This is a genomic window from Breoghania corrubedonensis (genome assembly GCF_003053845.1).
GTDB classification, from domain to species: Bacteria; Pseudomonadota; Alphaproteobacteria; order Rhizobiales; family Stappiaceae; genus Breoghania; species Breoghania corrubedonensis.
This window is the reverse complement of record NZ_QAYG01000003.1, coordinates 381,000-403,143: the sequence shown is the minus strand read 5'-3', so window position 1 is coordinate 403,143 and position 22,144 is coordinate 381,000. Positions and strand designations below refer to the sequence as shown.

The 22,144-nt window shown below is 62.8% G+C and carries 18 protein-coding genes and 1 tRNA gene; 9 read left to right on the top strand and 10 right to left on the bottom strand.

Annotated elements, in window-relative coordinates; all coding sequences use genetic code 11:
* Positions 1-17: 17 nt before the first annotated feature.
* From C8N35_RS12245 to tpiA, 6 genes are all read right to left on the bottom strand, one after another.
* A tRNA-Lys gene (locus tag C8N35_RS12245) sits at positions 18-94 on the bottom strand.
* A gap of 86 nt (positions 95-180) precedes the next feature.
* Positions 181-1,056 carry a VOC family protein gene (locus C8N35_RS12240; protein WP_107989960.1) on the bottom strand — a complete coding sequence of 292 codons (876 nt, stop codon included), beginning with the start codon at positions 1,054-1,056 and terminating at the stop codon, positions 181-183.
* Positions 1,057-1,065: 9 nt separating this feature from the next.
* The gene (locus C8N35_RS12235; RefSeq protein ID WP_107989959.1) at positions 1,066-1,485 is read right to left on the bottom strand and encodes a hypothetical protein; all 420 of its coding nucleotides are present in this window, start codon (positions 1,483-1,485) and stop codon (positions 1,066-1,068) included.
* 172 nt (positions 1,486-1,657) lie between these two features.
* Positions 1,658-3,286, bottom strand: a complete 1,629-nt coding sequence (pyrG, locus tag C8N35_RS12230) for a CTP synthase (RefSeq protein ID WP_107990002.1) — start codon at positions 3,284-3,286, stop codon at positions 1,658-1,660.
* A 191-nt stretch (positions 3,287-3,477) separates the two neighbouring features.
* A complete protein-coding gene (gene secG, locus C8N35_RS12225) occupies positions 3,478-3,963 on the bottom strand; it encodes a preprotein translocase subunit SecG (protein WP_107989958.1) in 486 nt (161 codons plus the stop codon).
* 145 nt (positions 3,964-4,108) lie between these two features.
* Positions 4,109-4,873: a triose-phosphate isomerase gene (tpiA, locus tag C8N35_RS12220; protein ID WP_107990001.1), complete on the bottom strand. Its 765-nt coding sequence runs from the start codon at positions 4,871-4,873 to the stop codon at positions 4,109-4,111.
* Between the two features lie 174 nt (positions 4,874-5,047).
* Here tpiA and C8N35_RS12215 point away from each other — a divergent pair, with 174 nt between their 5' ends.
* The 7 genes from C8N35_RS12215 to lexA all read left to right on the top strand — a co-directional run bounded on the left by C8N35_RS12215 (position 5,048) and on the right by lexA (position 12,753).
* Complete coding sequence (locus C8N35_RS12215; protein WP_107989957.1) at positions 5,048-6,937, top strand: SurA N-terminal domain-containing protein; 1,890 nt, start codon at positions 5,048-5,050, stop codon at positions 6,935-6,937.
* Positions 6,938-6,964: 27 nt separating this feature from the next.
* Positions 6,965-7,978 (top strand): anthranilate phosphoribosyltransferase, encoded by a 1,014-nt coding sequence (trpD, locus tag C8N35_RS12210; protein WP_107989956.1) that lies wholly within the window; start codon positions 6,965-6,967, stop codon positions 7,976-7,978.
* Positions 7,979-8,023: 45 nt separating this feature from the next.
* A complete protein-coding gene (trpC, locus tag C8N35_RS12205; protein WP_107989955.1) occupies positions 8,024-8,836 on the top strand; it encodes an indole-3-glycerol phosphate synthase TrpC in 813 nt (270 codons plus the stop codon).
* A gap of 4 nt (positions 8,837-8,840) precedes the next feature.
* Positions 8,841-9,344 carry a cyclic pyranopterin monophosphate synthase MoaC gene (gene moaC / locus C8N35_RS12200; RefSeq protein ID WP_107989954.1) on the top strand — a complete coding sequence of 168 codons (504 nt, stop codon included), beginning with the start codon at positions 8,841-8,843 and terminating at the stop codon, positions 9,342-9,344.
* Positions 9,345-9,357: 13 nt separating this feature from the next.
* Positions 9,358-10,563, top strand: coding sequence for a molybdopterin molybdotransferase MoeA (locus tag C8N35_RS12195; protein WP_107989953.1), 1,206 nt, complete (start codon positions 9,358-9,360; stop codon positions 10,561-10,563).
* A 322-nt stretch (positions 10,564-10,885) separates the two neighbouring features.
* Positions 10,886-11,701 (top strand): ferredoxin--NADP reductase, encoded by an 816-nt coding sequence (locus C8N35_RS12190; protein WP_107989952.1) that lies wholly within the window; start codon positions 10,886-10,888, stop codon positions 11,699-11,701.
* 329 nt (positions 11,702-12,030) lie between these two features.
* Positions 12,031-12,753 (top strand): transcriptional repressor LexA, encoded by a 723-nt coding sequence (lexA, locus tag C8N35_RS12185; protein WP_107989951.1) that lies wholly within the window; start codon positions 12,031-12,033, stop codon positions 12,751-12,753.
* A gap of 451 nt (positions 12,754-13,204) precedes the next feature.
* Here lexA and C8N35_RS12180 read toward each other — a convergent pair whose 3' ends face one another.
* The gene (locus C8N35_RS12180) at positions 13,205-15,820 is read right to left on the bottom strand and encodes a ComEC/Rec2 family competence protein (protein WP_146177389.1); all 2,616 of its coding nucleotides are present in this window, start codon (positions 15,818-15,820) and stop codon (positions 13,205-13,207) included.
* 285 nt (positions 15,821-16,105) lie between these two features.
* Between C8N35_RS12180 and gltX the strand changes: the two genes are divergently transcribed.
* Together gltX and gltA are read left to right on the top strand one after the other, a co-directional pair.
* Complete coding sequence (gene gltX / locus C8N35_RS12175; RefSeq protein WP_107989949.1) at positions 16,106-17,539, top strand: glutamate--tRNA ligase; 1,434 nt, start codon at positions 16,106-16,108, stop codon at positions 17,537-17,539.
* 231 nt (positions 17,540-17,770) lie between these two features.
* Positions 17,771-19,063, top strand: coding sequence for a citrate synthase (gene gltA, locus C8N35_RS12170; RefSeq protein ID WP_107989948.1), 1,293 nt, complete (start codon positions 17,771-17,773; stop codon positions 19,061-19,063).
* 163 nt (positions 19,064-19,226) lie between these two features.
* Here the strand turns inward: gltA and lpxB are convergent, their stop codons facing one another.
* Genes lpxB through lpxA form a run of 3 tightly spaced genes read right to left on the bottom strand, consistent with a single transcriptional unit; the run spans position 19,227 to position 22,144 of the window.
* A complete protein-coding gene (lpxB, locus tag C8N35_RS12165) occupies positions 19,227-20,414 on the bottom strand; it encodes a lipid-A-disaccharide synthase (protein WP_107990000.1) in 1,188 nt (395 codons plus the stop codon).
* A complete protein-coding gene (locus tag C8N35_RS12160) occupies positions 20,407-21,312 on the bottom strand; it encodes an LpxI family protein (protein WP_107989947.1) in 906 nt (301 codons plus the stop codon). The genes lpxB and C8N35_RS12160 overlap by 8 nt, the downstream gene beginning before the upstream one ends.
* Positions 21,313-21,343: 31 nt before the next feature.
* Positions 21,344-22,144 (bottom strand): acyl-ACP--UDP-N-acetylglucosamine O-acyltransferase, encoded by an 801-nt coding sequence (gene lpxA, locus C8N35_RS12155; protein WP_107989946.1) that lies wholly within the window; start codon positions 22,142-22,144, stop codon positions 21,344-21,346.

Here is a 22,144-nt window from a genome sequence, read left to right as displayed (position 1 = left end):
CAGGCAAATTCAAAATTTACAGCCAAATATTTGATTTTATTGAAAGAAAATCTGATTAAAAGTCAGTTGCTCTACCAGCTGAGCTACGGGCTCCCGATGTGCCGGTTTCATAGCAGATTCAGACACCGGTGCAAGCCTTGACGGACTTCCGGCGGCAAACATGCCCAAGGAATTCCTGCCTCAGGCCCGCCTCTCCGCAATGAGCGCCATGCCGTGCAGCTCCGAGGCGGGTATGATTGCGCGTTCCCCGCCGAAAGAGACCGCGCTTCCGCTGACTCGCGCCGCATCTGCGAATGCAGCCGGATCATCGACCGTTAACCGGACGGCGGCGAAACGCGGTGTCACCATCTCGTGCAGCGGATAGGCCTCCCCATAGAGAGCCGTGAAGCCTTCCGGGGTAATCACGTCGAAGGTGCCGCGTGCGGTGTGGCAGCCGATGCCGAAGCTCGTGACCTTCAGTTCGCGGATACCGGTGAAGCCCTCGACGAACTCCTGAAGATCAGCCGGGCGCGGCATGACCAGAATGGCGCCGCCGATACCACAGGCCCCATTCGCATGACGCTGGTAAGCGGCTTTCCAGAAATTCTCCGGATATCGGTTGCGGCAGGTGAAGAAACCCGCATCCGGCAGGGCGGGATCGGTCGTGAAGGTCAGGTCGAACGCGACCCTGGCCTCGCTGCCGTCAGGCTGGCCGGCAATACGCTCGAAGGAGAACGGCGCATAGGTCGCAAGCCCGGCCAGGCGGAAGCCGGCTCGATCCGCGTCTGGATCGTCGCTGTCGAGAACAAGCATCGACATCCCCTCCCCGCGCGCGAGAAAATCGCGGTTGAAGGCGCCAAAGGAAAAGGCATCGATATCGGCCTCCTCCATCTTGCTCGGATCGACAACTTCAAGCACCTCCAGGAAGGCACTGTCGAGCTGAACGAGAAAATTGCGGGTTCCCCAGGGATGTTCGGCATAGGGCGTCAGGGTGAAGCCAAGCCGCGAATAGGCTTCGCGCGCGGCTTCAAGATCCTCCACCGCATGAACGATATGATCTATTCCGCGTGCGCGCATCGTGCCCTCTTATTCGCCGTAACGGACATCTCCGAGCCAGCCGCCCTCGCGAAGGACCGGCTGCAACGTACCGATGACGACGCCGACCCAGCCGAAGCCCGCCTCGTCGGTCTCCTCCGCAAGCGCCTCGTTGTAGAGAAGCGGCATCCAGGCGACCAGTTCGCCGCCAGCCAGCTCCGGCCCGTCTTTTCCCGCCGTACGCGCCAGCACGACAAAACCGCCTTCGGGGTTGGGGATTCTCAGGACGACGGTTTGTGTGCCGTCGTCGTTGATCTTGGTGGGTGTCGCCTGGCCAAAATGCTCGCGCGCATCGAGCACGAGCGCCGGCAGCGGCTTCTTCAGCTCCACCGTGCAATCGAGGCACTGGCAGGAATACTCGAACGCGGAGGCGCCGTCGGTGAAGGTCAGATCAGTGGTTTCGTCGCTCATCGACAGTCCCCGGTTCGCTGATGGCCCCTGCGACCGGCGCGGCTCCGGTCGGGACGATGCTGTTCGAACGACAAGAAACCGCGCCAAGATCAAGATCTTGAGCATAGACCTGACGGTCGGGCGAGATCAATCCGCGCGACCCGCGTCCGCCGTCATGACCGTATCCGCCGGATCACACCAGGCGGCTTTGCTCCACCGCGGCCGCAATGAACGAGGCAAACAAAGGATGCGGCTCGAACGGACGGGACTTCAGCTCGGGGTGATACTGGACACCGATGAACCACGGATGATCTTCCAGTTCCACCGTCTCCGGCAGGATGCCATCCGGCGAGGTGCCGGCGAACCGCAGTCCGCAAGCCTCCAGCCGCCGGCGATAGTCCATGTTGACCTCGTAGCGGTGCCGGTGACGTTCGGAAATCTCCGTCGACCCGTAGATTTTGGCGATATGGCTGTCTGGCGCGAAGGCGGCAGGATACGCGCCGAGCCGCATCGTGCCGCCCATGTCTCCGTGGGCAACGCGCTTTTCCAGGGCATTGCCGCGCAACCATTCGGTCATCAGGCCGACCACCGGTTCGCGCGTCGGCCCGAATTCCGTCGAATTCGCATCCGCGATCCCGGCGAGATTGCGCGCAGCCTCCACCACGGCCATCTGCATGCCGAAACAGATGCCGAAATAGGGAACCTTGTGCTCCCGCGCGAAAGTGACGGCCGCGATCTTGCCTTCCGATCCGCGCTCTCCGAAACCGCCGGGAACCAGGATGCCGTTGACCTCCTCAAGCCACGGCGCGGGGTCTTCCTTTTCGAAGACCTCCGATTCGATCCATTCCAGATTGACCTTGACGTTGTTGGCGATACCGCCGTGAACGAGCGCCTCGATCAGCGATTTGTAGGCGTCCTTGAGGCCCGTGTACTTGCCGACGATGGCGATCGTCACTTCGCCTTCAGGATTGGCGATCGCCTTGGAGATCTTTTCCCAGCGCGACAAATCCGGCTGAGGCGCTCCGGTGAGGCCGAAGGCGGTCAGCACCTCATCGTCGAGCCCGCTTTCGTGATACGCGATCGGAACGTCATAGATGGAGGCGACATCGAGCGCGGGAATGACGGCGCTCTCGCGCACGTTGCAAAAGAGCGAGAGCTTGCGGCGTTCGGCTTCGGGAATAGGCCGGTCGCAACGCACCATCAGGATATCGGGCTGGATGCCGATGGAGCGCAGCTCCTTGACCGAGTGCTGAGTCGGCTTGGTCTTCAACTCGCCCGCGCTCGGGATGTAGGGCATCAGCGTGAGATGGATGTAGATCGCATCGCCGCGCGGCAGTTCATTGCCGAGCTGACGGATCGCCTCGAAGAACGGCAGTCCCTCGATATCGCCAACCGTGCCGCCGATCTCGCACAGGACGAAATCGAAATCCTCGTTACCATCGAGGACGAAGGCCTTGATGGCGTCGGTCACGTGGGGAATCACCTGAACGGTACCGCCCAGATATTCACCGCGTCGCTCGTTGGCGATGATGTCGCGGTAGATGCGGCCGGAGGTGATGTTGTCCTGCTGGTTGGCGGGACGCCCGGTGAAACGCTCATAGTGACCGAGATCGAGATCGGTCTCCGCGCCGTCGTCGGTTACGAAGCACTCGCCGTGCTGCGTCGGGCTCATCGTGCCCGGATCGACGTTGAGATAAGGGTCCAGCTTCCTCAGCCGAACCTTGTAACCCCGAGCCTGAAGACTCGCTCCAAGGGCCGCCGACGCAAGCCCTTTTCCGAGAGACGACACCACGCCGCCGGTGATGAATATGTACCGCGCCATGGACATAAACCATATGCTTGCGGGCGACGATTCGGCCACCCGTATTACTGCGTTTCAAACAGGAAAGACGCCGCAGGACCATGCGATGAAACACGCATGACCAGGAAACGGCGAACCGCTGTCTGCACGAACGAAGGGGCCGCGGACGAGCTTTCATCCGCGGCCATCAGTTTCACAATGAACGCCGAACCCTACTGGGAGACGGGAACCTGCGGACCACTCGGCGCGGCAGGGGCTGCCGGCGTGTCGCCTGCGGCGGCGCCGTTGGCCGGGGCATCGGTTCCAGACGGCGTGCTCCCGGCCGGCGCGGCGCCTGCGGGCGCGTCACCCTGCTGCGGCGGGCTGGCCTGCTTCAGCGAATCGAGAAGCGAGGGGTTTCCGTCTTCGCCGGGAGCGGACGACGGCGCGGTTGCCGGAACCTGTGTATTGATCTGATCGAGAATCGACGAAGGCCGCTCACCGTTCTGGGCGAGAATCGTCAGCACGATGGACGTAACGAAGAAGATCGCCGCCAGGATGGCCGTGGCGCGGGTCAGCACGTTCGCCGTGCCCCGGCTGCTCATGAAGCCGCCGCCGCCGCCAATGCCCAAGGCTCCGCCTTCGGAGCGCTGAAGAAGCACGACCGCCACGAGGGCGAGCACGACCATGAGATGGATAACGATGATGACGGTTTGCATCTTGTATCGGATACCTGATTACACGTTGCGCGCCTTCTACACGATCACGCACCGGCTTTCCACCCTTGCCAGATAGGGAGTTTCAAGCCGTCTGCAACGCCGTGTGCCCGCAGTCGCCGTTATGAGGGGTAAAGTGGCCCCCTGATCAATCGTCGCCGTAGGCTGCCAGGATGCCGAGGAAGTCCTGCGCCTTGAGGCTGGCACCGCCGACTAGCGCGCCATTTACATTGGCAATGGCCATCAGTTCCGCCGCATTGCCGGGCTTTACCGAACCACCGTAGAGGAGGCGCATCGCGGCCCCTTCCACGCCGAATCTGCTTTCAAGATCCTTGCGAAGGGCCGCATGAACCTCCGCCACATCGCTCGCCGTCGGCGTGAGGCCGGTGCCGATCGCCCAGATCGGCTCGTAGGCGATAACGGTGTTGGCGGCGGTTGCGCCATCGGGAACGGACCCTGAAAGCTGCCTTGCGATGACGTCAAGCGTCGTGCCGGCCTTGCGCTCACCTTCGCTTTCACCCAGGCAGATGATCGCGACGAGGCCAGCGCGCCATGCGGCCTGTGCCTTGGCGCGCACATCCTCATCGCTCTCGCCGTGGTCGGCCCGCCGCTCGGAATGACCGACGATCACCGCACTTGCCCCGGCATCGCGCAGCATCTCGGGCGAAATGTCTCCCGTGTGGGCGCCCGATGCCGCAACGTGGCAATCCTGCGCACCGATCGTCACCGGAGTACCGACAGAGGCGACGGCCGCGGTATAAAGGAGCGGCGCCGGCGGGCAGATCATGACGTCAACCCTGGCCGAAAGCGTCGGCCCAAAATCGCCGCCAACCGCCGCGATCTCGCCCAGCGACGCACGCAGGCCATTCATCTTCCAATTGCCGGCAACCAAGGGTTTGATCGACGCACTCATGCCGCTCACGTCCTTTCCAACGACGAACTTGCGAATATCATTCGGCATATTGGCTAGCAGATATCTCGGACATTACAAATCCGCTTCGCTTGCCCGTCGCGTTTCGCCTCACTATTATCCCGGCCAAATCGCAGACCGAACGGCGGAAAGCCGCCCAGACAACAGGAATTCTCCATGCTGAACGCCCTGCGCAAGAGCGCCGGCGGCTTTGTCGCAAAGATCTTCATCGCGCTGCTCGTGCTGAGCTTCGGTATTTGGGGTATCGCCGACATCTTCCGTGGTTTCCGGCAAGACACGATCGCCAAGGTGGGCGATGCGGAGGTCACGATCAGGGCGTTCCAGACCGCCTATCAGCGCGAGGTGCAGAACTTCAGCCAGCGCATCGGTCAGCCCCTGTCGCGCCAACAGGCCGTCAACATGGGGCTTCCGGGCCAGGTTCTGGGCCGTCTCGTCGCCGAGGCGGCTTTCGACCACATCGCCCAGTCGCTCAAGGTCGGCATCTCGGACAAGGAGCTGGTGAAGCAGATCCACGCCAATCCGGCATTCCGTGGCCCCGATGGACGCTTCGACCGGAACAGGCTGGTGCAGGTGCTCTATGCCAACCAGTTGGGAGAGGACCAGTATGTCGAGCAGGCGCGCAAGCTCGCCGAGCGTCGTCAGGTTGCCGAAGCGCTGACCGGCGCGATCAATCCACCCGAGACGCTGCTGGAGGCCGCACACCGTTTCCGTTTCGAGGAGCGCACGATCAATTACGTGACGCTGACGAAGGATTCGCTTCCCCCCATCGCCGATCCCTCAGCGGATGAACTCGAAACCTTCTTCAAGGATCACACCGCCAATTATCGGGCTCCGGAATACCGCAAGCTGGAAATCCTGACGGTTCTGCCGTCCGATATCGCCAAACCGGAAGACGTGAGCGACGCGGATGCTCATGCCCGTTACGATGCGGATCCCGACCGTTTTGGAACCACCGAGCAGCGACACGTGTTCCAGCTCACGTACACGGATCCGGAAAAGGCCAAGGCCGATGAAGCCAAGCTGAAGGCCGGCACCGGTTTCGAAGACCTCGTGAAGGAACACGATCTCTCGCTTGCCGACGTCGATCTGGGGCTGATGACGAAGGACAAGATCATCGACCCTTCCATCGCCGATACCGCGTTCTCACTCGAGGTGAATGGCGTCAGCGATGTGATCGACGGCCAGTTCGGCCCGCGCATCATCAAGGTGACGGAAATCAAGCCGGCCGCGACCAAGCCCTTCGAAGAGGTCAAGGACACCCTCAAGAGCGAGATCGCCACCAAGCGGGCGGAGGACGAGGTCCTGTCAATGCATGACGAGATCGAGGATGCGCGTGCCGGCGGCGCGACGCTCGCCGAGATCGCCAAGCGCTTCAGCCTGAAGCTCGACACCATTGATGCCATCGCCCGCGATGGTACCAATCCGAAGGGCGAAAAGGTCACCCTGCCCGATGCTCCGGATCTCCTGACCGAGGCGTTTCAGACGGAACCCGACGACGAGGCGCCGCCGGTGCCGGTCGGCGGCCGAGGCTATCTTTGGTTCGATGTGGCCGATATCACGCCGTCGCGCGATCGCACGCTCGACGAGGTGCGCGAAAAGGTCGCGGCCGACTGGAAGGACGAGCAGGTTCAGCAGCGCCTTGCCGCAAGCGCGGAGGAAATGGCGAAGAAGCTGAAGGATGGAGCTGATTTCTCCAGCCTTGCCGAAGCCTCCGAGATGAAGCTGGAGACCTCGCAGCCGTTCTCGCGCGATCGCAACAACAATGCGTTGTCCGCGCAGGCGGTGACCGAAGCGTTTACCGGCCCGGAGGGCACCGTCGCAACCGCGGATGGGGCCGACGGCGGACGGATCGTGTTGCAGGTCGCTTCCGTCACCACGCCGGCCTTCTTCGCGGAGTCCGACATCATGACCAAGCTCGACAACGAGCTGTCGGACATGTTGCAGACCTCGCTCATTTCGCAGTTCGTCACCGGTGTCCAGGATACCATCGGCGTCAACATCAATCAGGCTGCGTTGTCGAATGCCATCGGCACCAGCAATGAATAGTCGGTTCGCGTCGCGTTTGGGGGATGCATGTCTGATCTGAAGGCCCTGATTGCCAAAGCCGCCGCAGGCACCCCTTTGACCCGCGACGAAGCCACTGCCGCTTTCGACATCCTGATGAGCGGCAATGCCACCCCCTCGCAGATCGGCGGCATCCTGATGGCACTCAGGGTGCGCGGCGAAACGGTGGACGAGATCACCGGCGCCGTCGCCTCGATGCGCTCTCGCATGGTGCCGGTGACCGCGCCGGAGGGGGCTGTCGACGTCGTCGGCACCGGGGGAGATTCGTCGGGCAGCTACAACATCTCCACCTGCACCGCCTTTGTCGTGGCAGGTTGCGGCGTCCCGGTCGCCAAGCATGGCAATCGCTCGATGTCGTCGAAGTCCGGGGCCGCGGATGCCCTCATGGCGCTCGGCGTCAACATCGACATCGCACCAGAAAAGATCACGCAGTGCATCACCGGAGCGGGGCTCGGCTTCATGTTCGCCCCGGCCCATCATGGCGCGATGAAGCACGTGGGGCCGGCACGCGCGGAGCTTGGCACCCGCACGATCTTCAACCTGCTGGGCCCCCTATCGAACCCCGCAGGCGTGACACGACAGATGATCGGCGTCTTCTCCGGCGAATGGGTGGAGCCGCTGGCGCATGTGCTCAACAATCTGGGGGCGGAACATGCCTGGATCGTCCACGGTTCGGACGGGCTCGACGAGATCACCGTTTGCGGGCCGACCAGCGTGGCGGAACTGAAGGAAGGAAAGGTCACGACCTTCGAAATCGCACCGGGCGATGTCGGGCTTGAGACGGCCGCGCCGGAGGCACTGAAGGGCGGCGAACCCGCCGAAAACGCGGCCGCGCTGCGCGGCGTGCTGTCGGGAGAAAGGAACGCCTATCGCGACGCAGTTCTGATGAACGCCGCCGCGACACTTATCGTGGCGGGCAAGGCTTCCGACCTCGCCCAAGGCATCGAACTCGCCCGGAAGTCCATTGACAGCGGGGCAGCCCTGAAGCGGCTGGACAAGCTCGTCGCAATCTCCAATTCCTGAAAGGCGCATGCCTGAAAATCGACGAGGCGCGGCGCGGGTTTCCACATGAGCGATATCCTGAAGAAGATCGAGGCCTACAAACGCGAGGAAATCGCGGCGGCGAAGGAGCGCGTCGGGGAAGCGGAGATCCGTGCAGCCGCCGAGGCTGCCGCACCGCCGCGCGATTTCGAGGGAGCCCTGCGGGCAGCGGTCGCGGCCGGCCGCTACGGGCTGATTGCCGAAATCAAGAAGGCGAGCCCGTCGAAGGGATTGATCCGGCCGGATTTCGACCCGCCAGCGCTCGCACGCGCTTATGAGGCGGGTGGCGCCACCTGTCTTTCGGTTCTCACCGATACCCCCTCCTTCCAGGGAAGGCCGGACTATCTGAAGGCAGCGCGCGACGCCTGCTCGTTGCCAGCTCTCCGCAAGGATTTCCTCTATGAGCCCTATCAGGTCTACGAGGCGCGTTCCTGGGGGGCAGACTGCATCCTGATCATCCTGGCGGCGGTGAACGATGACGAGGCTGCGGCTCTTGAGGACGCTGCGCTCGCGCTTTCCATGTCGGTGCTTCTGGAGGTCCACAACGAAGAGGAGCTGGAACGCGCCCTGAAGCTGCGATCGCCCCTTCTCGGCATCAACAACCGAAATCTGAAGACCTTTGAGACAAGCCTCGCCACGTCCGAACGCCTCGCCCCCATGGTGCCGGCAGACAGGCTGATCGTGGGAGAATCAGGCGTTTTCACACCCGCCGACTGCACGCGCCTCGCCTCGGTCGGCATTCACACCTTCCTCATCGGCGAAAGCCTGATGCGCCAGGACGACGTTGCGGCCGCGACGCGCAAGCTGCTGGCCCGCGACAATTCTCAAGCTGCGGAATAGTACAATGGCCGAAGGCGATCGCCTCACCCACATCGACGCCTCTGGCGCCGCCAACATGGTCGACGTGGCGGAAAAGGCCGACACGTCCCGCACCGCGACCGCGATCGGTTCCGTCAGCATGAAGCCTGAAACGCTGGCGATGATCCTTTCCGGCAACGCCAAGAAGGGCGACGTGCTCGCCACCGCGCGCATCGCCGGCATCATGGCCGCAAAGCGCACCCACGAACTCATCCCTCTGTGCCACCCGCTGGCGCTTTCCAAGGTCACCGTCGAGATCGATCCGGACGAGACCCTTCCCGGGTTGCGCGTCAAGGCGACCACCAAGGTAACCGGCAAGACGGGCGTCGAGATGGAAGCCCTGACTGCGGCTTCCGTTGCATGTCTCACAATTTACGACATGGCCAAGGCCGTGGACCGGTTCATGGTGCTTTCCGGCATTCAGGTGGTGGAGAAGAGCGGCGGGCAGTCCGGCGACTGGAAGGCCCCGGACTGGAACGGAGCCGCCTGAGCGGAGCGAAGAAATGGACCTCATTCCTGTTGCCGAAGCGCTGCAACGTCTGCTCGAGGGCGTCGGACCGACGCGGGCCGAACGCGTTCCGCTCGCCGAAGCAGGCGGGCGCACGCTGGCGAGCGATCTCGCCGCCACCCGCACCCAGCCCCCCTTCTCCGCTTCCGCCATGGACGGCTATGCGGTGCGCGCGGGGGACCTGGCGAATATTCCGTGTGACCTGAAGGTCATCGGCGAAGCGCCTGCCGGACATGGTTTTTCCGGAACGGTCAATTCGGGCGAGGCCGTGCGGATCTTCACCGGCGCCCCGCTTCCGCAAGGCGCCGACACCATTCTCATCCAGGAAAACGCCGAGCGTGCCGGCGATGTGATGACCGCAAAACAGGGCGCGGCGTTGGGTACTTATGTGCGCCCAGCCGGTCTCGATTTCGACAAGGGCGACGTTCTGCTGAAAGCGGGCGCCATACTCGACTACCGGGCGCTGGCGCTGGCGGCAGCCATGAACCATGCGCAGGTTTCCCTGCGCCGCCGCCCTCGCGTGGCGGTCCTTGCGACAGGCGACGAACTGGTGGAACCGGGAGAGGAGCCGGGACCCGACCAGATTGTCGCTTCCAACCAGTACGGGATCGCGGCACTTGTGGAAGCCTGTGGCGGCGAAGCTCGCCGGCTCGGCATTTCCCGCGATAGCCAAACGGAAATCGCCGGCCATGTGCGCGAGGCGCTGTCCTGGAACGCCGACGTTCTGGTAACGCTTGGCGGCGCCTCCGTGGGCGATCATGATCTGGTCCAGGCGACGCTTGGAAACGAAGGCATGGAGCTTTCCTTCTGGCGCATCGCCATGCGGCCCGGCAAACCGTTGATGGCCGGCCATCTGGGGCCGATGCGGGTACTTGGTCTTCCCGGAAATCCGGTTTCAAGCCTCGTTTGCGGCCATCTGTTCCTGCGCCCTCTCCTTGCGGCCCTCCTGGGACGCCTGGAGAAAGCCGAGCGACAGGAACAGGCGATTCTCGCCGCGCCGCTTGCGGAGAACGACAGGAGGCAGGATTACCTGCGCGCCCGGCTTCACCACGACGAGGCCGGTGTTCTGGTCGCAACCCCCTTCGTTCAACAGGATTCCTCCGTTCTCTCCTGTCTTGCGGCGGCAGACGGGCTCATCGTACGTGCGCCTCATGCGCCCGCGCTGAAGGCCGGCGATACGGTTGCGGTGATCAGGTTCTAGATCGGCCCTTGCGAAAACGAGGCAAACGGGCATCGGGGTATCGCTTTTCGCCATCCTCCCGGAGGACGCAAAGCTCTTTCATCGCGGCCGGAGATATGGGTTTATCCGACGCGTTTCCCGACGCGGTCTTTGCTGTATAAGGTATGAGCAAGATCGGCGGGCATGGCCGCCATGGGTGCCGTGGTGGCCACGAAACCGGATAACGGCATCGATTGCATGTTTTCGCGAGCGGGAACGCTTCTTCTCACCGCCCCGGCTACGCCAGAGGGGCCGCGAAGATCGATCGCAGCTCTGGCTGACCAATGACGCCCAGGATTTCGACATGAACGTTATGACGCGCCCCGAGGACCTCATCGCGCACGCGCCGGCAAACACCTATGTGCAGACGGTAACCGAGGTCACCCATTATACCGAGCGCCTCTTCCGGTTCCGCATGACCCGACCGGCCGAATTCCGCTTCCGTTCGGGTGAATTCGTGATGATCGGCCTGATGATCGACGGCAAGCCGCTCTATCGCGCCTATTCGATCGCGAGCCCAGCCTGGGGCGAAGAGCTGGAGTTCTTCTCCATCAAGGTGCCCGACGGGCCGTTGACCTCGCATCTGCAGAATATCAAGGTCGGCGACGCCATCCTGATGAAGAAGAAGCCGACTGGCACGCTGGTCAACGATGCGCTCATTCCGGGCAAGCGACTCTACATGTTCTCGACCGGCACCGGCATCGCTCCCTTCGCGAGCCTCATCCGCGAGCCGGAAACCTACGAGAAATTCGACGAATTGATCCTGACGCATACGTGCCGCGAGGTGGCGGAGCTCAAGTACGGTGTGGATCTCGTTGAGGAGATCCGTAACGACGAGATGCTCTGCGAAGTGCTCGCCCCCTCCAAGCTGCGCCATTACACGTCGGTGACACGCGAGAATTACCCCTTCCAGGGCCGTATTACGGATCTCATCGAGAGCGGCAAGCTCTTCAGCGATCTCGGCATCCCCCCGCTCGACCCGGCGACCGATCGCGGCATGATCTGCGGGTCGATGGCGATGCTGAAGGATACCAAGGCACTCCTTGAAAAGGCCGGCCTCACCGAGGGCGCGAACAATCGCCCCGCCGAATTCGTTATCGAGCGCGCCTTCGCGGAATAGAGAATCGAACGTTGCGAAATACGGACAGGCCGGAGCAGCGATGCTTCGGCCTTTTTCGTGTCGCTCCCTTCTCCATCGCAGGCATAAAACGGCATGTCCCTCCGCTTTCTCTGCCCAAAGGGCCAAGGCAGTCGCATTCTTTTCATTTATTATTCCAGTAACTTGCCTATACGGCTTCATTCAGAGGGTCCGTTCGGCTCGCCTGGCCCTTCCGCTCCTCTTACCGCGCGCAGCGATGGTTAACCCGGCCTTAACTCTTGCGGAACACATATAGAACGTGTAACGTGCCGTTCGCGTTTTGTACCAAGACGACCGCAGGCGAAAGATACATGCTGACCCGCAAGCAATTCGAACTTCTCATGTTCATCCACGAGCGTCTGAAGGAGACGGGTGTGCCGCCCTCCTTCGACGAAATGAAGGATGCGCTCGATTTGCGATCAAAGTCGGGGATCCACCGCCTCATCACGGCGCTGGAGGAACGGGGCTTCATCCGCAGATTGCCGAACCGGGCGCGGGCGCTTGAAGTCGTTCGCCTGCCGGATTCCGTCTCCCCCGGATTGGCCGCCCAGCGGGGGCGCGGTTTTTCCCCAAGTGTCATTGAAGGCTCGCTCGGCCGGGCGCCAAAAGGAACGGCGCGACCGGCCCCGGCGCAGGACGACACATCTTCCGACGTCGCGACAATTCCCGTCATGGGCAGGATCGCGGCGGGCGTTCCGATTTCAGCCATCGAGACGCATAGCCATTCCATTGCCGTTCCGCTCGACATGCTCGGCCACGGCGATCATTTCGCGCTTGAAGTGCGCGGCGATTCCATGATCGAAGCCGGCATTCTCGACGGCGACACCGTCTTGATCCGCCGAGGCGACACCGCCGAAAGCGGTGACATTGTCGTCGCCCTCATCGACGATGAGGAAGCGACCTTGAAGCGGTTGCGCCGCAAGGGCGCCTCGATCGCCCTGGAGGCGGCCAACCCCGCCTACGAGACACGCATATTCGGCCCCGACAGGGTGCGCATTCAGGGCAAGCTCGCTGCCCTGTTCCGTCGTTACTAGGCTTGTCACCGCTTTTTTCTGATCGCATCGCCTGAGAATAACGGGGCGGGAGATGGCAATGCGGCGGGAGCGGGCGCTGTTTGCGATGCTGGAACCTTGATGGCCAGGCACGTTTTGTAAAACGCTATTTCGAGTGAAGACGCTATTTCGAGTGAAGAGTCGGTTTTTCCGCGTGGTAGCATCGCGTTGATGCACATTGGCCCCATCTGCCCGGCAAGCCCCAAGCAAGGGGTAACACTGTTGTTTCGTTTCCCGTGTTTTTCATGGGAAAGCGGCTCACGACATTGCCGACATCGCGATGATCATCCGTTCCGTTCAGGACCGATCTTACTGTTTTCGCGGCGTTCGTGCGTACCTCCGATGCTGCATGCCGGCAGTTAGATATCGCGGTTCGACGGCACCATTTTTCCCAATTGTGCGGCGCAATCCGGACGGTTGTTAGCTGCCTGGATCAACGCTTCCCGGACGGCTGCCAGGGACGATTAATGCCTGAGCGTGCGCTCTCGAAATGCGCGAACCCGACGTCCAGACGTCGTACACCCGTGAGACTGCGCATGGCGGCGGCTGGGGTATTGCGATCGAGATTGCCGTCATCGTTTCCGCCGTCGTTTCCGTCGATCACGGGACCGTTGGGCTGGCTCAGGACCCGTTGGCCTGGAGGGGGTCGTTTCAAGAAGAGGGCTGCGGCGCCATGCATTTCGAGAAACCGCGTGTCTATGACAAGCGCATGCAGCGCGCAGTCTTTCGGCGCTTCAAGATGGGTGACGATTATATCGGCGCGCCTGCAATCCTCGTCAAAGGCTTCCGGGCGTTCGACGCGCGAGAGAACGAGTACCGAGCCGACAGGAGCTGTGTCTGTGACGGCGGGCGCGCGCTCTTCACGATCCCGCATTTCGCGGCTCCTTGCGATCGGTGTCAGTCCCACTCCCGATCTATCTGGTTGCTGCAAGGGTCCGGGCAGCGGAATGGATGCTCCAGATGGCGTTCCCGGGGCTGCCGCGTGCGGAATCTGCCCTTCGCTGCCATGATGGTCGCCGGCGCCGGCGACCTGGAATACGCAGGCGCGGTCGTCGCAACGCATCACCTGCGCGTTGGCCTTGCGTTGGCTCAAGGACGCAGGATCGCCGTCGGCCTTGAGCCAGATTTCCGCGGCGAACCGACCACCCGGACCTGTCGAGACGGCGAGCGGCCCTTGCGGAGTGCGAACGGCGATCGTGCGCCCGTCTTCACTGATGAGGATATCCGGCCGCTCGTGAAGTCCAGCAACGCCGAGCGCCGCGACGACGGGAATGATGCCCAGCAGCCGCCATCGCGACGTCCACAGTGCCAGCCACAAGAGTCCTGCGGCCGACAGAACGGCCGGCCAATCGCCCAGGGCACCGACGACACCCCCAGAGGGGGTCCACCCTGCCACCTTCCCCGCGATCGCGAGCATCGCATCGATGCCGATGCCCATCGGTTGGAGCGTCAATGGATCGAGGCCGAAGGGCATTGCGAGGACGCTCACGACAGCGAACGGCATGATGAGGAGGCTTACGAACGGCATCGCCGCCATGTTGGCGACAAGACCAAGCGGGCTCGCGCGATAGAAGTGGGCGAGCGCCACGGGTCCCGTGGCCACCCCGGCGATGACAGACGTCATGGCAAGCCCACCAACCCAAAATCCGACGAACCGTATGGCGGAAAGCAACCGGGAACGGCCCACAAGCTCGGACGCATCGATACGGGGGGAGCCCTTTCGCCATTCGAACCAACCGCGATAGGCGGCAACGAGCGCGATGACAGCCAGAAACGACATCTGGAAGCCCGGCTGGAGCAGGGCCTCAGGCGACAATGCGAGTACGATGGCCGCTGCGAGCGCCACGGACCGCATGGTAACGGCAGGTCGGCCGACAATCATCGACACGAAGATCACCGCCGCCATGACGTAGGCGCGCTGGGTCGCGATGGAGGCGCCGGAAATCACCAGATATGCGGTCGCGGCGACGAGCGCGGCGGCAGCCGCCCAGCTTCGGATCGGGCAGTTCAGTGCAAGGCCGGGGCTCAGCGCGAGACCACCGCGCACCACAAAAAAGATTGCCCCGGCAACCAGCGCCATGTGCATCCCGGAAATTGCCAGAACATGCGCGAGACCGGCAATGCGCAGATTTTCCTGCGCAAACTCGGAAACCGCGCCACGATCCCCGACAATGAGTGCGGCGGCAATGGCACCGGAATCGCCGGGAAGAGCCTCGCGAATTCGCGAGCCGATCTGCGTGCGCAACCTCGAAATCGCCGCGACCACTTCAAGCCGCCACCCGGGACTTCGGCCAAGCAAGGCGGGCTCGGGACGTCCATATATGAACCCATATGCTCCGATCTGTTCGAAATAGGCCGCGCGATCGAAGGCATAGCCGCCTGGAAGAACCGGCCCTTGCGGCGGGGAAAGCCTCGCGCGGAAGGTGATCGCATCGCCGGGTCGCGGCGGCGGCTGTGCACGTCCGGTCACGCGTACAAGCCGCGGCAGAGCATCTCCTTCGTCTATGCCGATCCGCACAGGACGGATCGTCAGTCGATACCCTCTTTCACGGGGCTCGACCTCTTCCACCCAGCCGGTTACCGAGCGGGTACCATCCTTCACAAGTCTTGGGGCGTTGACGCTCCATGTCCTGACATTCCCGGCGCACACTCCGGTGGCAAGGCTCGCCAGTATCAGCGAAATGATCGCCGCATGACCGCGCCGGCGTCGCCGGAAGGCGAAAATGGCGAGAAATGCGGCGAGCGGCACGGTCGCCCACGGCTGCGGCTCACGCGGAAGCTCGAAATACCCCCAGACACCGATGGCGAAACAGACAACGAGCCAGGGGAAACCGCGCCCGTATTCAAGATCGTGCGCCATCGCCGCCACGAAGGAGAGACGGGCCAGCTCAAGGCGCGCCAACAGACGGCGGATGCGCCCTCCCCGGAATATTCCGTTTGGCTCGAAGTCGAAGGACCCGGGACGCCTGCGCTGCCCGATACGGCGTTTCAGACCGATCATCAGGCGCGTGCGATCGTCTCCCATGCCTGACCAGGTTTTGTAACTCACCAACCTCGGGCCGTTTGCGGTCGCCCGAGCCCGTGGCTTGCCTGCCGACCTCGCACGAGAGCGACGCGGTGACAGCCTGTCGCTCGCGGCTCTTCTGCCTGCGGCGTCGCTATGCTACACCAACGCGCACCGTGATGCCGACCCGCTTCTTCCCTCAACGGAAACGTCGGCAACGCCGGCCGCTATCGGCGGCACTTTGCGTTCAAGTTCAATCGTCTGCAGACGCTTTTGGGCCCACTCATACGAGCCACCTGCAGATCGCCAGAAAGATACCGACACATCCCCATGTCCGAGATCGTCACCCGCTTTGCTCCCTCACCCACCGGGTTCCTGCATATTGGCGGTGCCCGCACCGCGCTGTTCAACTGGCTCTATGCGCGAGGCCGCGGTGGCCGGATGCTGTTGCGCATCGAAGATACCGATCGCGAACGCTCAACCGACGCGGCGATCACCGCAATCCTGGACGGCTTGAAATGGCTCGGGCTCGACTGGGATAGCGACTGGATTTCGCAGTATGAGCGCGCCGAGCGCCACCGCGAGGTCGCCCGCGAGCTCGTTGCCGCTGGCAAGGCCTACTATTGCTATGCGACGCAGGAAGAGCTGACCGAGATGCGCGAGAAGGCCCGTGCGGAAGGCCGGCCGCCGCGCTATGACGGACGCTGGCGCGACCGCGATGCCTCCGAAGCACCAGAGGGCGTCTCCCCGGTCGTTCGCATCAAGGCGCCGCACGATGGCGAGACCGTCATTGATGACGAGGTCCAGGGGCGGGTCAGTTTCCCGAACAAGGACCTCGACGACTTCATTCTACTGCGCTCCGACGGCAACCCGACCTACATGCTTGCCGTGGTCGTGGATGATCACGACATGGGCGTGACCCACATCATCCGCGGTGACGATCATCTGACCAACGCCGCCCGCCAGGCGTTGATCTACAAGGCGATGGGCTGGGACATCCCGGTCATGTCGCATATTCCACTCATCCACGGCCCGGACGGTGCGAAACTCTCCAAGCGCCACGGGGCGCTGGGCGTCGATGCCTACCGTGCCATGGGATACCTGCCGCAGGCCATGCGCAACTATCTGGTCCGTCTCGGCTGGGCCCACGGCGACGACGAGATCATGAGCGATGCCCAGATGCTGGAATGGTTCGACGTCACCGGCATCGGCAAATCGGCCGCGCGTTTCGACTTCGTGAAACTGGAAGCCCTCAATGGCCAGTACATGCGTTCAACCGATGATGCCGATCTGCATGCGGCGCTGAAAGCCTTCCTGCCTTATGCGGAGGGCGGCACCGCGATCTTGAAGCGGCTGGATGAAGACGTTGAACTGGACGGCAAGCTGCTTGCGGCCATGCCGGGCCTGAAGGACCGCGCCAAGACCCTTGCCGAACTCGCCGACAGCGCCGGGTATTTGTGGGCCGAACGTCCGATCGCTCCCGACGAAAAGGCCGCGAAGCTGCTCGATGAGGCTGGCCGCGCCGTTCTGAAGGGTGTCCTGGCGAAACTGGAGACGGTTTCCGAATGGAGCGTGGAGGCGACCGACTCAGCCGTGCGTGCCTTCGCTCAAGACGCAGAAGTCAAGCTCGGCAAGGTCGCACAGCCGCTCCGAGCGGCCCTAACGGGGCGCACAACCTCGCCCGGCATCTTCGATGTGCTTGTCGTGCTCGGCCGCGACGAAGCCTTGGGACGCATCAAGGATCAGATTTCTACCCCTTCGTAAGGGTGACACGAAACCTCTCCTTTTCCGTCCTACCTCGAACATGCCCCTGAGAGAGCCTTCCTCAGGGGCACCACTGTCAATTTTCAGTGCTGCTTGCGGCACCGCATCAAATGGGGTACGCAGACCGCGACAATTTTCCTCCCGCCGTCTCTCGGCTTGTCCGCCGCGTCCCGAAGCATGACGCTTTTGAACGAAACGCGGACGTTGGTCTCTTCCAGAAGGGGGTTCTTCATGAGCGATAGCAAAGCGACCTTGAATTTCGGCAATAACAGCTGGGACTTTGATGTCCGTTCAGGGTCGATCGGGCCGGACGTTTTGAACATCTCGTCGCTTTATGCGCAAACCGGCATGTTCACCTACGATCCGGGTTTCACGTCCACGGCTTCCTGTGAGTCGAAAATTACCTATATCGACGGCAACGAAGGCACCCTGCTCTACCGCGGCTACCCGATCGAACAGGTTGCCGAAAACGGCGACTTCCTCGAGACCTGCTACCTTCTGCTCTACGGCGAATTGCCGACGCAGGCCCAGAAGGAAGATTTCGTGCATCGCGTGACATACCACACGATGATCCACGAGCAGATGACGCGCTTCTTCGCCGGCTTCCGCCGCGATGCGCATCCGATGGCGGTCATGTGCGGCATGGTCGGTGCGCTTTCCGCCTTCTACCATGACTCAACCGACATCTCCGATCCGCACCAGCGCATGATTGCCTCGCTTCGCATGATCGCGAAGATGCCGACAATCGCGGCCATGGCCTACAAGTACCATATTGGTCAGCCGTTCGTTTTTCCGCGCAACGATCTCGATTACGCGGCGAACTTCCTGCACATGTGCTTCTCGGTGCCTTGCGAGGAATACAAGGTGAACCCGGTTCTGGCCCGCGCCATGGACCGTATCTTCATCCTCCACGCGGATCACGAGCAGAACGCCTCGACCTCCACGGTGCGGCTGGCGGGTTCGTCGGGTGCCAATCCCTTCGCATGCATCGCGGCCGGCATCGCCTGCCTGTGGGGGCCCGCTCATGGCGGCGCCAACGAAGCCGCGCTGACCATGCTCGCGGAAATCGGCTCGGTCGACAACATTCCCGAATACATCGCCCGCGCCAAGGACAAGAACGATCCGTTCCGCCTGATGGGCTTTGGACACCGGGTCTACAAGAACTACGATCCGCGCGCGCGGATCATGCAGAAGACCTGCCACGAGGTTCTGGCCGAGCTCGGCATCAAGGACGATCCGCTGCTCGACGTGGCCATGGAGCTCGAGAAGATCGCATTGTCGGACGACTACTTCGTGGAGAAGAAGCTCTACCCGAACATCGACTTCTATTCCGGCATCACGCTTCGCGCGCTGGGCTTCCCGACCACGATGTTCACCGTGCTGTTCTCGCTGGCGCGTACCGTCGGCTGGATCGCACAGTGGAAGGAAATGGTGGAAGATCCCTCCCAGAAGATCGGCCGTCCGCGCCAGCTCTACACGGGCGCCGCTCAGCGCGACTACACCCCGATCGGTCAGCGCCGCTAAAGCGGTCGCGACCACCGGAATATGGAAAGGGGCGCCTCCGGCGCCCTTTTTGTTTTGCGAAGGAAAAGTGGCCCGCCATCGCGGCCGTGCATCTCGATCACGGCTTCTGCCGCAAGAGAGCGTCTGCCGGATAGCCGGGCACCTCTGGAAAGACAGATAGCGCCTATCGGCCAGCCACTTCGCCAACGATGCGTGCTGCCCGTTCACTCGGCGTCTCGCCATTATCAAGCACCATCCGCTCCTCGATCTCTTCAAACGCCTTGATCTGCGCTGCCCGTACGTCCGTATCGCCCAGAAAATCGCCGAGCAACGGAGCCAGCATTTCCGGATCCACTTCGTCATCCAGAAATTCGGGGACGACGTTGCGCCCCAGGATGATGTTCGGCAGGACCATGGAACTCGTCTTGACGATCGGAACGAACCGGTTGATCTGCTTCAAGCGGCGATAGAACCAGTCGAGCTTGTAGCAAACGGCGATGGGAACCCCCGCGATCGCCAGCTCCAGGGTCACCGTGCCCGAGGCGGCAAGCGCCGCATGTGCCCGGCGGAAAGCGGTGAATTTCTCCCGCTCCCCGCTCACGACCTTCGCATCGACGGCCCAGCCAGCCACTTCCGTGCGGACACGTTCAAGCATGTGCGGCACCGTCGGCAACAGGACCTCGAGATCGGGGATATCGACAGCGAGACGCTCGACCGTCTGACGGAACGGCTGGAGAAGGCGGCCAACTTCGCTCGACCGGCTGCCGGGCAGCACCAGAAGGACCGGACGCCCCTTCCCAGGCTCCCTGCGTTCGTGTGGAGCCGGGCGCAGTTCCTCGATACGCTCGATCAGCGGATGGCCGACATAGCTGCAGGGAGGCCCGCCAAGACGCTCATGAACCGCCGGCTCGAAGGGCAGGATGCCGAGAAGGTGATCGACATAGACCGCCATCTTGCGTGCGCGCCCCGGCCGCCAGGCCCAGACAGAGGGCGAGACGTAATCGACGATCGGAATATGCGGCGCTTTCTTGCGTACCCGCTTTGCGACCGCGTGTGTGAAGTCGGGGCTGTCGATGATCACCAGAACGTCCGGCCCGGCCGCCACCGCCGCATCGACCGTCTGATGAACCCGGCGCACGATGGTCGGCAGTCGCCCCAGCACGGCGGTAAGGCCCATCACGGCGATGTCGGAGAGAGGAAAGATGGTTTCCAGCCCCTCCTCGGCCATGCGGAATCCCCCGGTGCCGGCGAATTCCACCCGCGGGTAGCGCTGCTTGAGCGCATGCATTAGGCGCGCGCCGAGCTGATCTCCGGAATCCTCGCCGACGACAATGAAAACACGAAACGGACGGACGTCCTCTTCTTCAGACATCTGCCGCCCCATGACTGTCACTGCTTTCCTGCGCCGTTTCATCAAAGCCGAAGAGAAACAGGCCCGCCGCATCGGCCCGCGTCACGGTTTCCTGCCGGCTCGCAATCAACACATGGCCGGCATCGACAGCGATGCCGGCCAAGCCCAACTCTGTCGCGTATTCAACGGTATCGGGCCCGATGGAGGGCAGATCCACGCGCAGATCCTGCGTCGGCTTCACGCATTTGACGAGAGCACCTGCCCGGCCCTTCCAGCGCACGCGTCTTTCGCGCTTCAGATCGATACAGCGGCGCAGCATTCCGTCCGTGCCCTCGGCCGCCTCCGTTGCGATTACCCTGCCATTGACCGCCACCGCCGCCTGGCCAATATCCAGCCTTCCGAGTGCCCTGGCAGCGGCTCTGGCAAGTTCGATATCGCGCAAGGTATCGTCGCCGGGCGAGTGACGCCCAACCGAACCGGCCGTCGCAAGGAGCGAGGGCGCGATTTCGTGCGCGCCAACGACGCGGAACCCTTCCTCCTCGAACAACATGATGACCGCTTTCAGCAGGCCGTCATCCCCCTTGCGCAAGGCCTTGAGGATGCGCGGCAAGCGCCGCATGGTGCCGAAGTCGCCGAGAATGGAGCGGAAATCAGGACGCTGCGTGACGCCACCGATGAGGACGAGGTCATGTACGCCATTGCGCTTCAAGGCATTGACGAGCCGGCCGATCTCTCCCCAGTCGAACCAGAGCGCCGGAGCATCCGTCTCTATGGCGCTGGAAGCCTCACCCTTGATGCCGACAGCGAGCGGATTGCGCCCGGCCAGATGAGCAGCTGCGATGACTTCGGCCGGCAAGACGCCGTTGCCGCAAATGACGGCAGTCCGAGTACCTTCACTCGCCCCGGTTTCATCCGCCATAGCCAGGCTTGCCCCCGCCCCGCATAGCGGCCTACGCGCCGCCGACACGCGGCGTGCAGATCCGCCTGTCGCCGGCCTCCAGAATGAAATCGGCGACCTGCTGCACCAGCGGCTCATCCGTATTGGCCGACTTCACGCTTTCAGCGCGCTCCTGAAGCGTGCCCTGCTCGCTGTCGAAAAGTTCCCTGTAAGCCGCGCGCAGAGCATGAATCTGCTCTCGCGGAAAATTCCGCCGCTTCAGGCCGACAAGATTGAGGCCGGAAAGACGGGCCCGGTTGCCCATGACCATGCCGAAGGGAATAAGATCGTTTTCGAGGCCAGCGAGACCGCCGACGAAGGAATGTGCGCCAACGCGGGTAAACTGGATGACAGCAGCCCCGCCCCCCATGATGACATTGTCACCGACAGAAACGTGGCCCGCGATCATCACGTTGTTCGACAGAACGATGTTATTGCCAAGCACGCAGTCGTGGCCGACGTGGGAATTGGCGAGGAACGCGCAGCGCTCGCCGACGATGGTGCGGCCACCGCCGCCCTCGGTACCGGCGTTCATCGTGACGCCTTCGCGGATGATGCAGTCGGCGCCGACCTCCAGCGTCGCCTGTTCGCCCCGATATTTCAAATCCTGCGCCTGATGGCCGATGGAGGCGAAGGGAAACACCACGGTACGCGCACCTATGCGCGTCGTACCCGCCACGGCGACGTGCGACTTCAGCTCCACCCCTTCTTGAAGAACCGCCTGAGGCCCGACATGGCAGAACGGGCCGATGGTAACGCCCTCCCCGACCTCCGCACCGTCTTCGACAATCGCGGAAGAATGGATCTTGGTCAT

Coding starts and splice junctions, on each gene's coding strand:
- gltA (WP_107989948.1), top strand. CDS start 17,771: ATGAGCGATAGCAAAGCGACCTTGAATTTCGGCAATAACAGCTGGGAC.
- secG (WP_107989958.1), bottom strand. CDS start 3,963: ATGCAAACCGTCATCATCGTTATCCATCTCATGGTCGTGCTCGCCCTC.
- C8N35_RS12235 (WP_107989959.1), bottom strand. CDS start 1,485: ATGAGCGACGAAACCACTGATCTGACCTTCACCGACGGCGCCTCCGCG.
- gltX (WP_107989949.1), top strand. CDS start 16,106: ATGTCCGAGATCGTCACCCGCTTTGCTCCCTCACCCACCGGGTTCCTG.
- C8N35_RS12240 (WP_107989960.1), bottom strand. CDS start 1,056: ATGCGCGCACGCGGAATAGATCATATCGTTCATGCGGTGGAGGATCTT.
- lexA (WP_107989951.1), top strand. CDS start 12,031: ATGCTGACCCGCAAGCAATTCGAACTTCTCATGTTCATCCACGAGCGT.
- trpC (WP_107989955.1), top strand. CDS start 8,024: ATGAGCGATATCCTGAAGAAGATCGAGGCCTACAAACGCGAGGAAATC.
- lpxB (WP_107990000.1), bottom strand. CDS start 20,414: ATGTCTGAAGAAGAGGACGTCCGTCCGTTTCGTGTTTTCATTGTCGTC.
- lpxA (WP_107989946.1), bottom strand. CDS start 22,144: ATGACCAAGATCCATTCTTCCGCGATTGTCGAAGACGGTGCGGAGGTC.
- trpD (WP_107989956.1), top strand. CDS start 6,965: ATGTCTGATCTGAAGGCCCTGATTGCCAAAGCCGCCGCAGGCACCCCT.
- pyrG (WP_107990002.1), bottom strand. CDS start 3,286: ATGGCGCGGTACATATTCATCACCGGCGGCGTGGTGTCGTCTCTCGGA.
- tpiA (WP_107990001.1), bottom strand. CDS start 4,873: ATGAGTGCGTCGATCAAACCCTTGGTTGCCGGCAATTGGAAGATGAAT.
- C8N35_RS12195 (WP_107989953.1), top strand. CDS start 9,358: ATGGACCTCATTCCTGTTGCCGAAGCGCTGCAACGTCTGCTCGAGGGC.
- C8N35_RS12190 (WP_107989952.1), top strand. CDS start 10,886: ATGAACGTTATGACGCGCCCCGAGGACCTCATCGCGCACGCGCCGGCA.
- C8N35_RS12215 (WP_107989957.1), top strand. CDS start 5,048: ATGCTGAACGCCCTGCGCAAGAGCGCCGGCGGCTTTGTCGCAAAGATC.
- C8N35_RS12160 (WP_107989947.1), bottom strand. CDS start 21,312: ATGGCGGATGAAACCGGGGCGAGTGAAGGTACTCGGACTGCCGTCATT.
- moaC (WP_107989954.1), top strand. CDS start 8,841: ATGGCCGAAGGCGATCGCCTCACCCACATCGACGCCTCTGGCGCCGCC.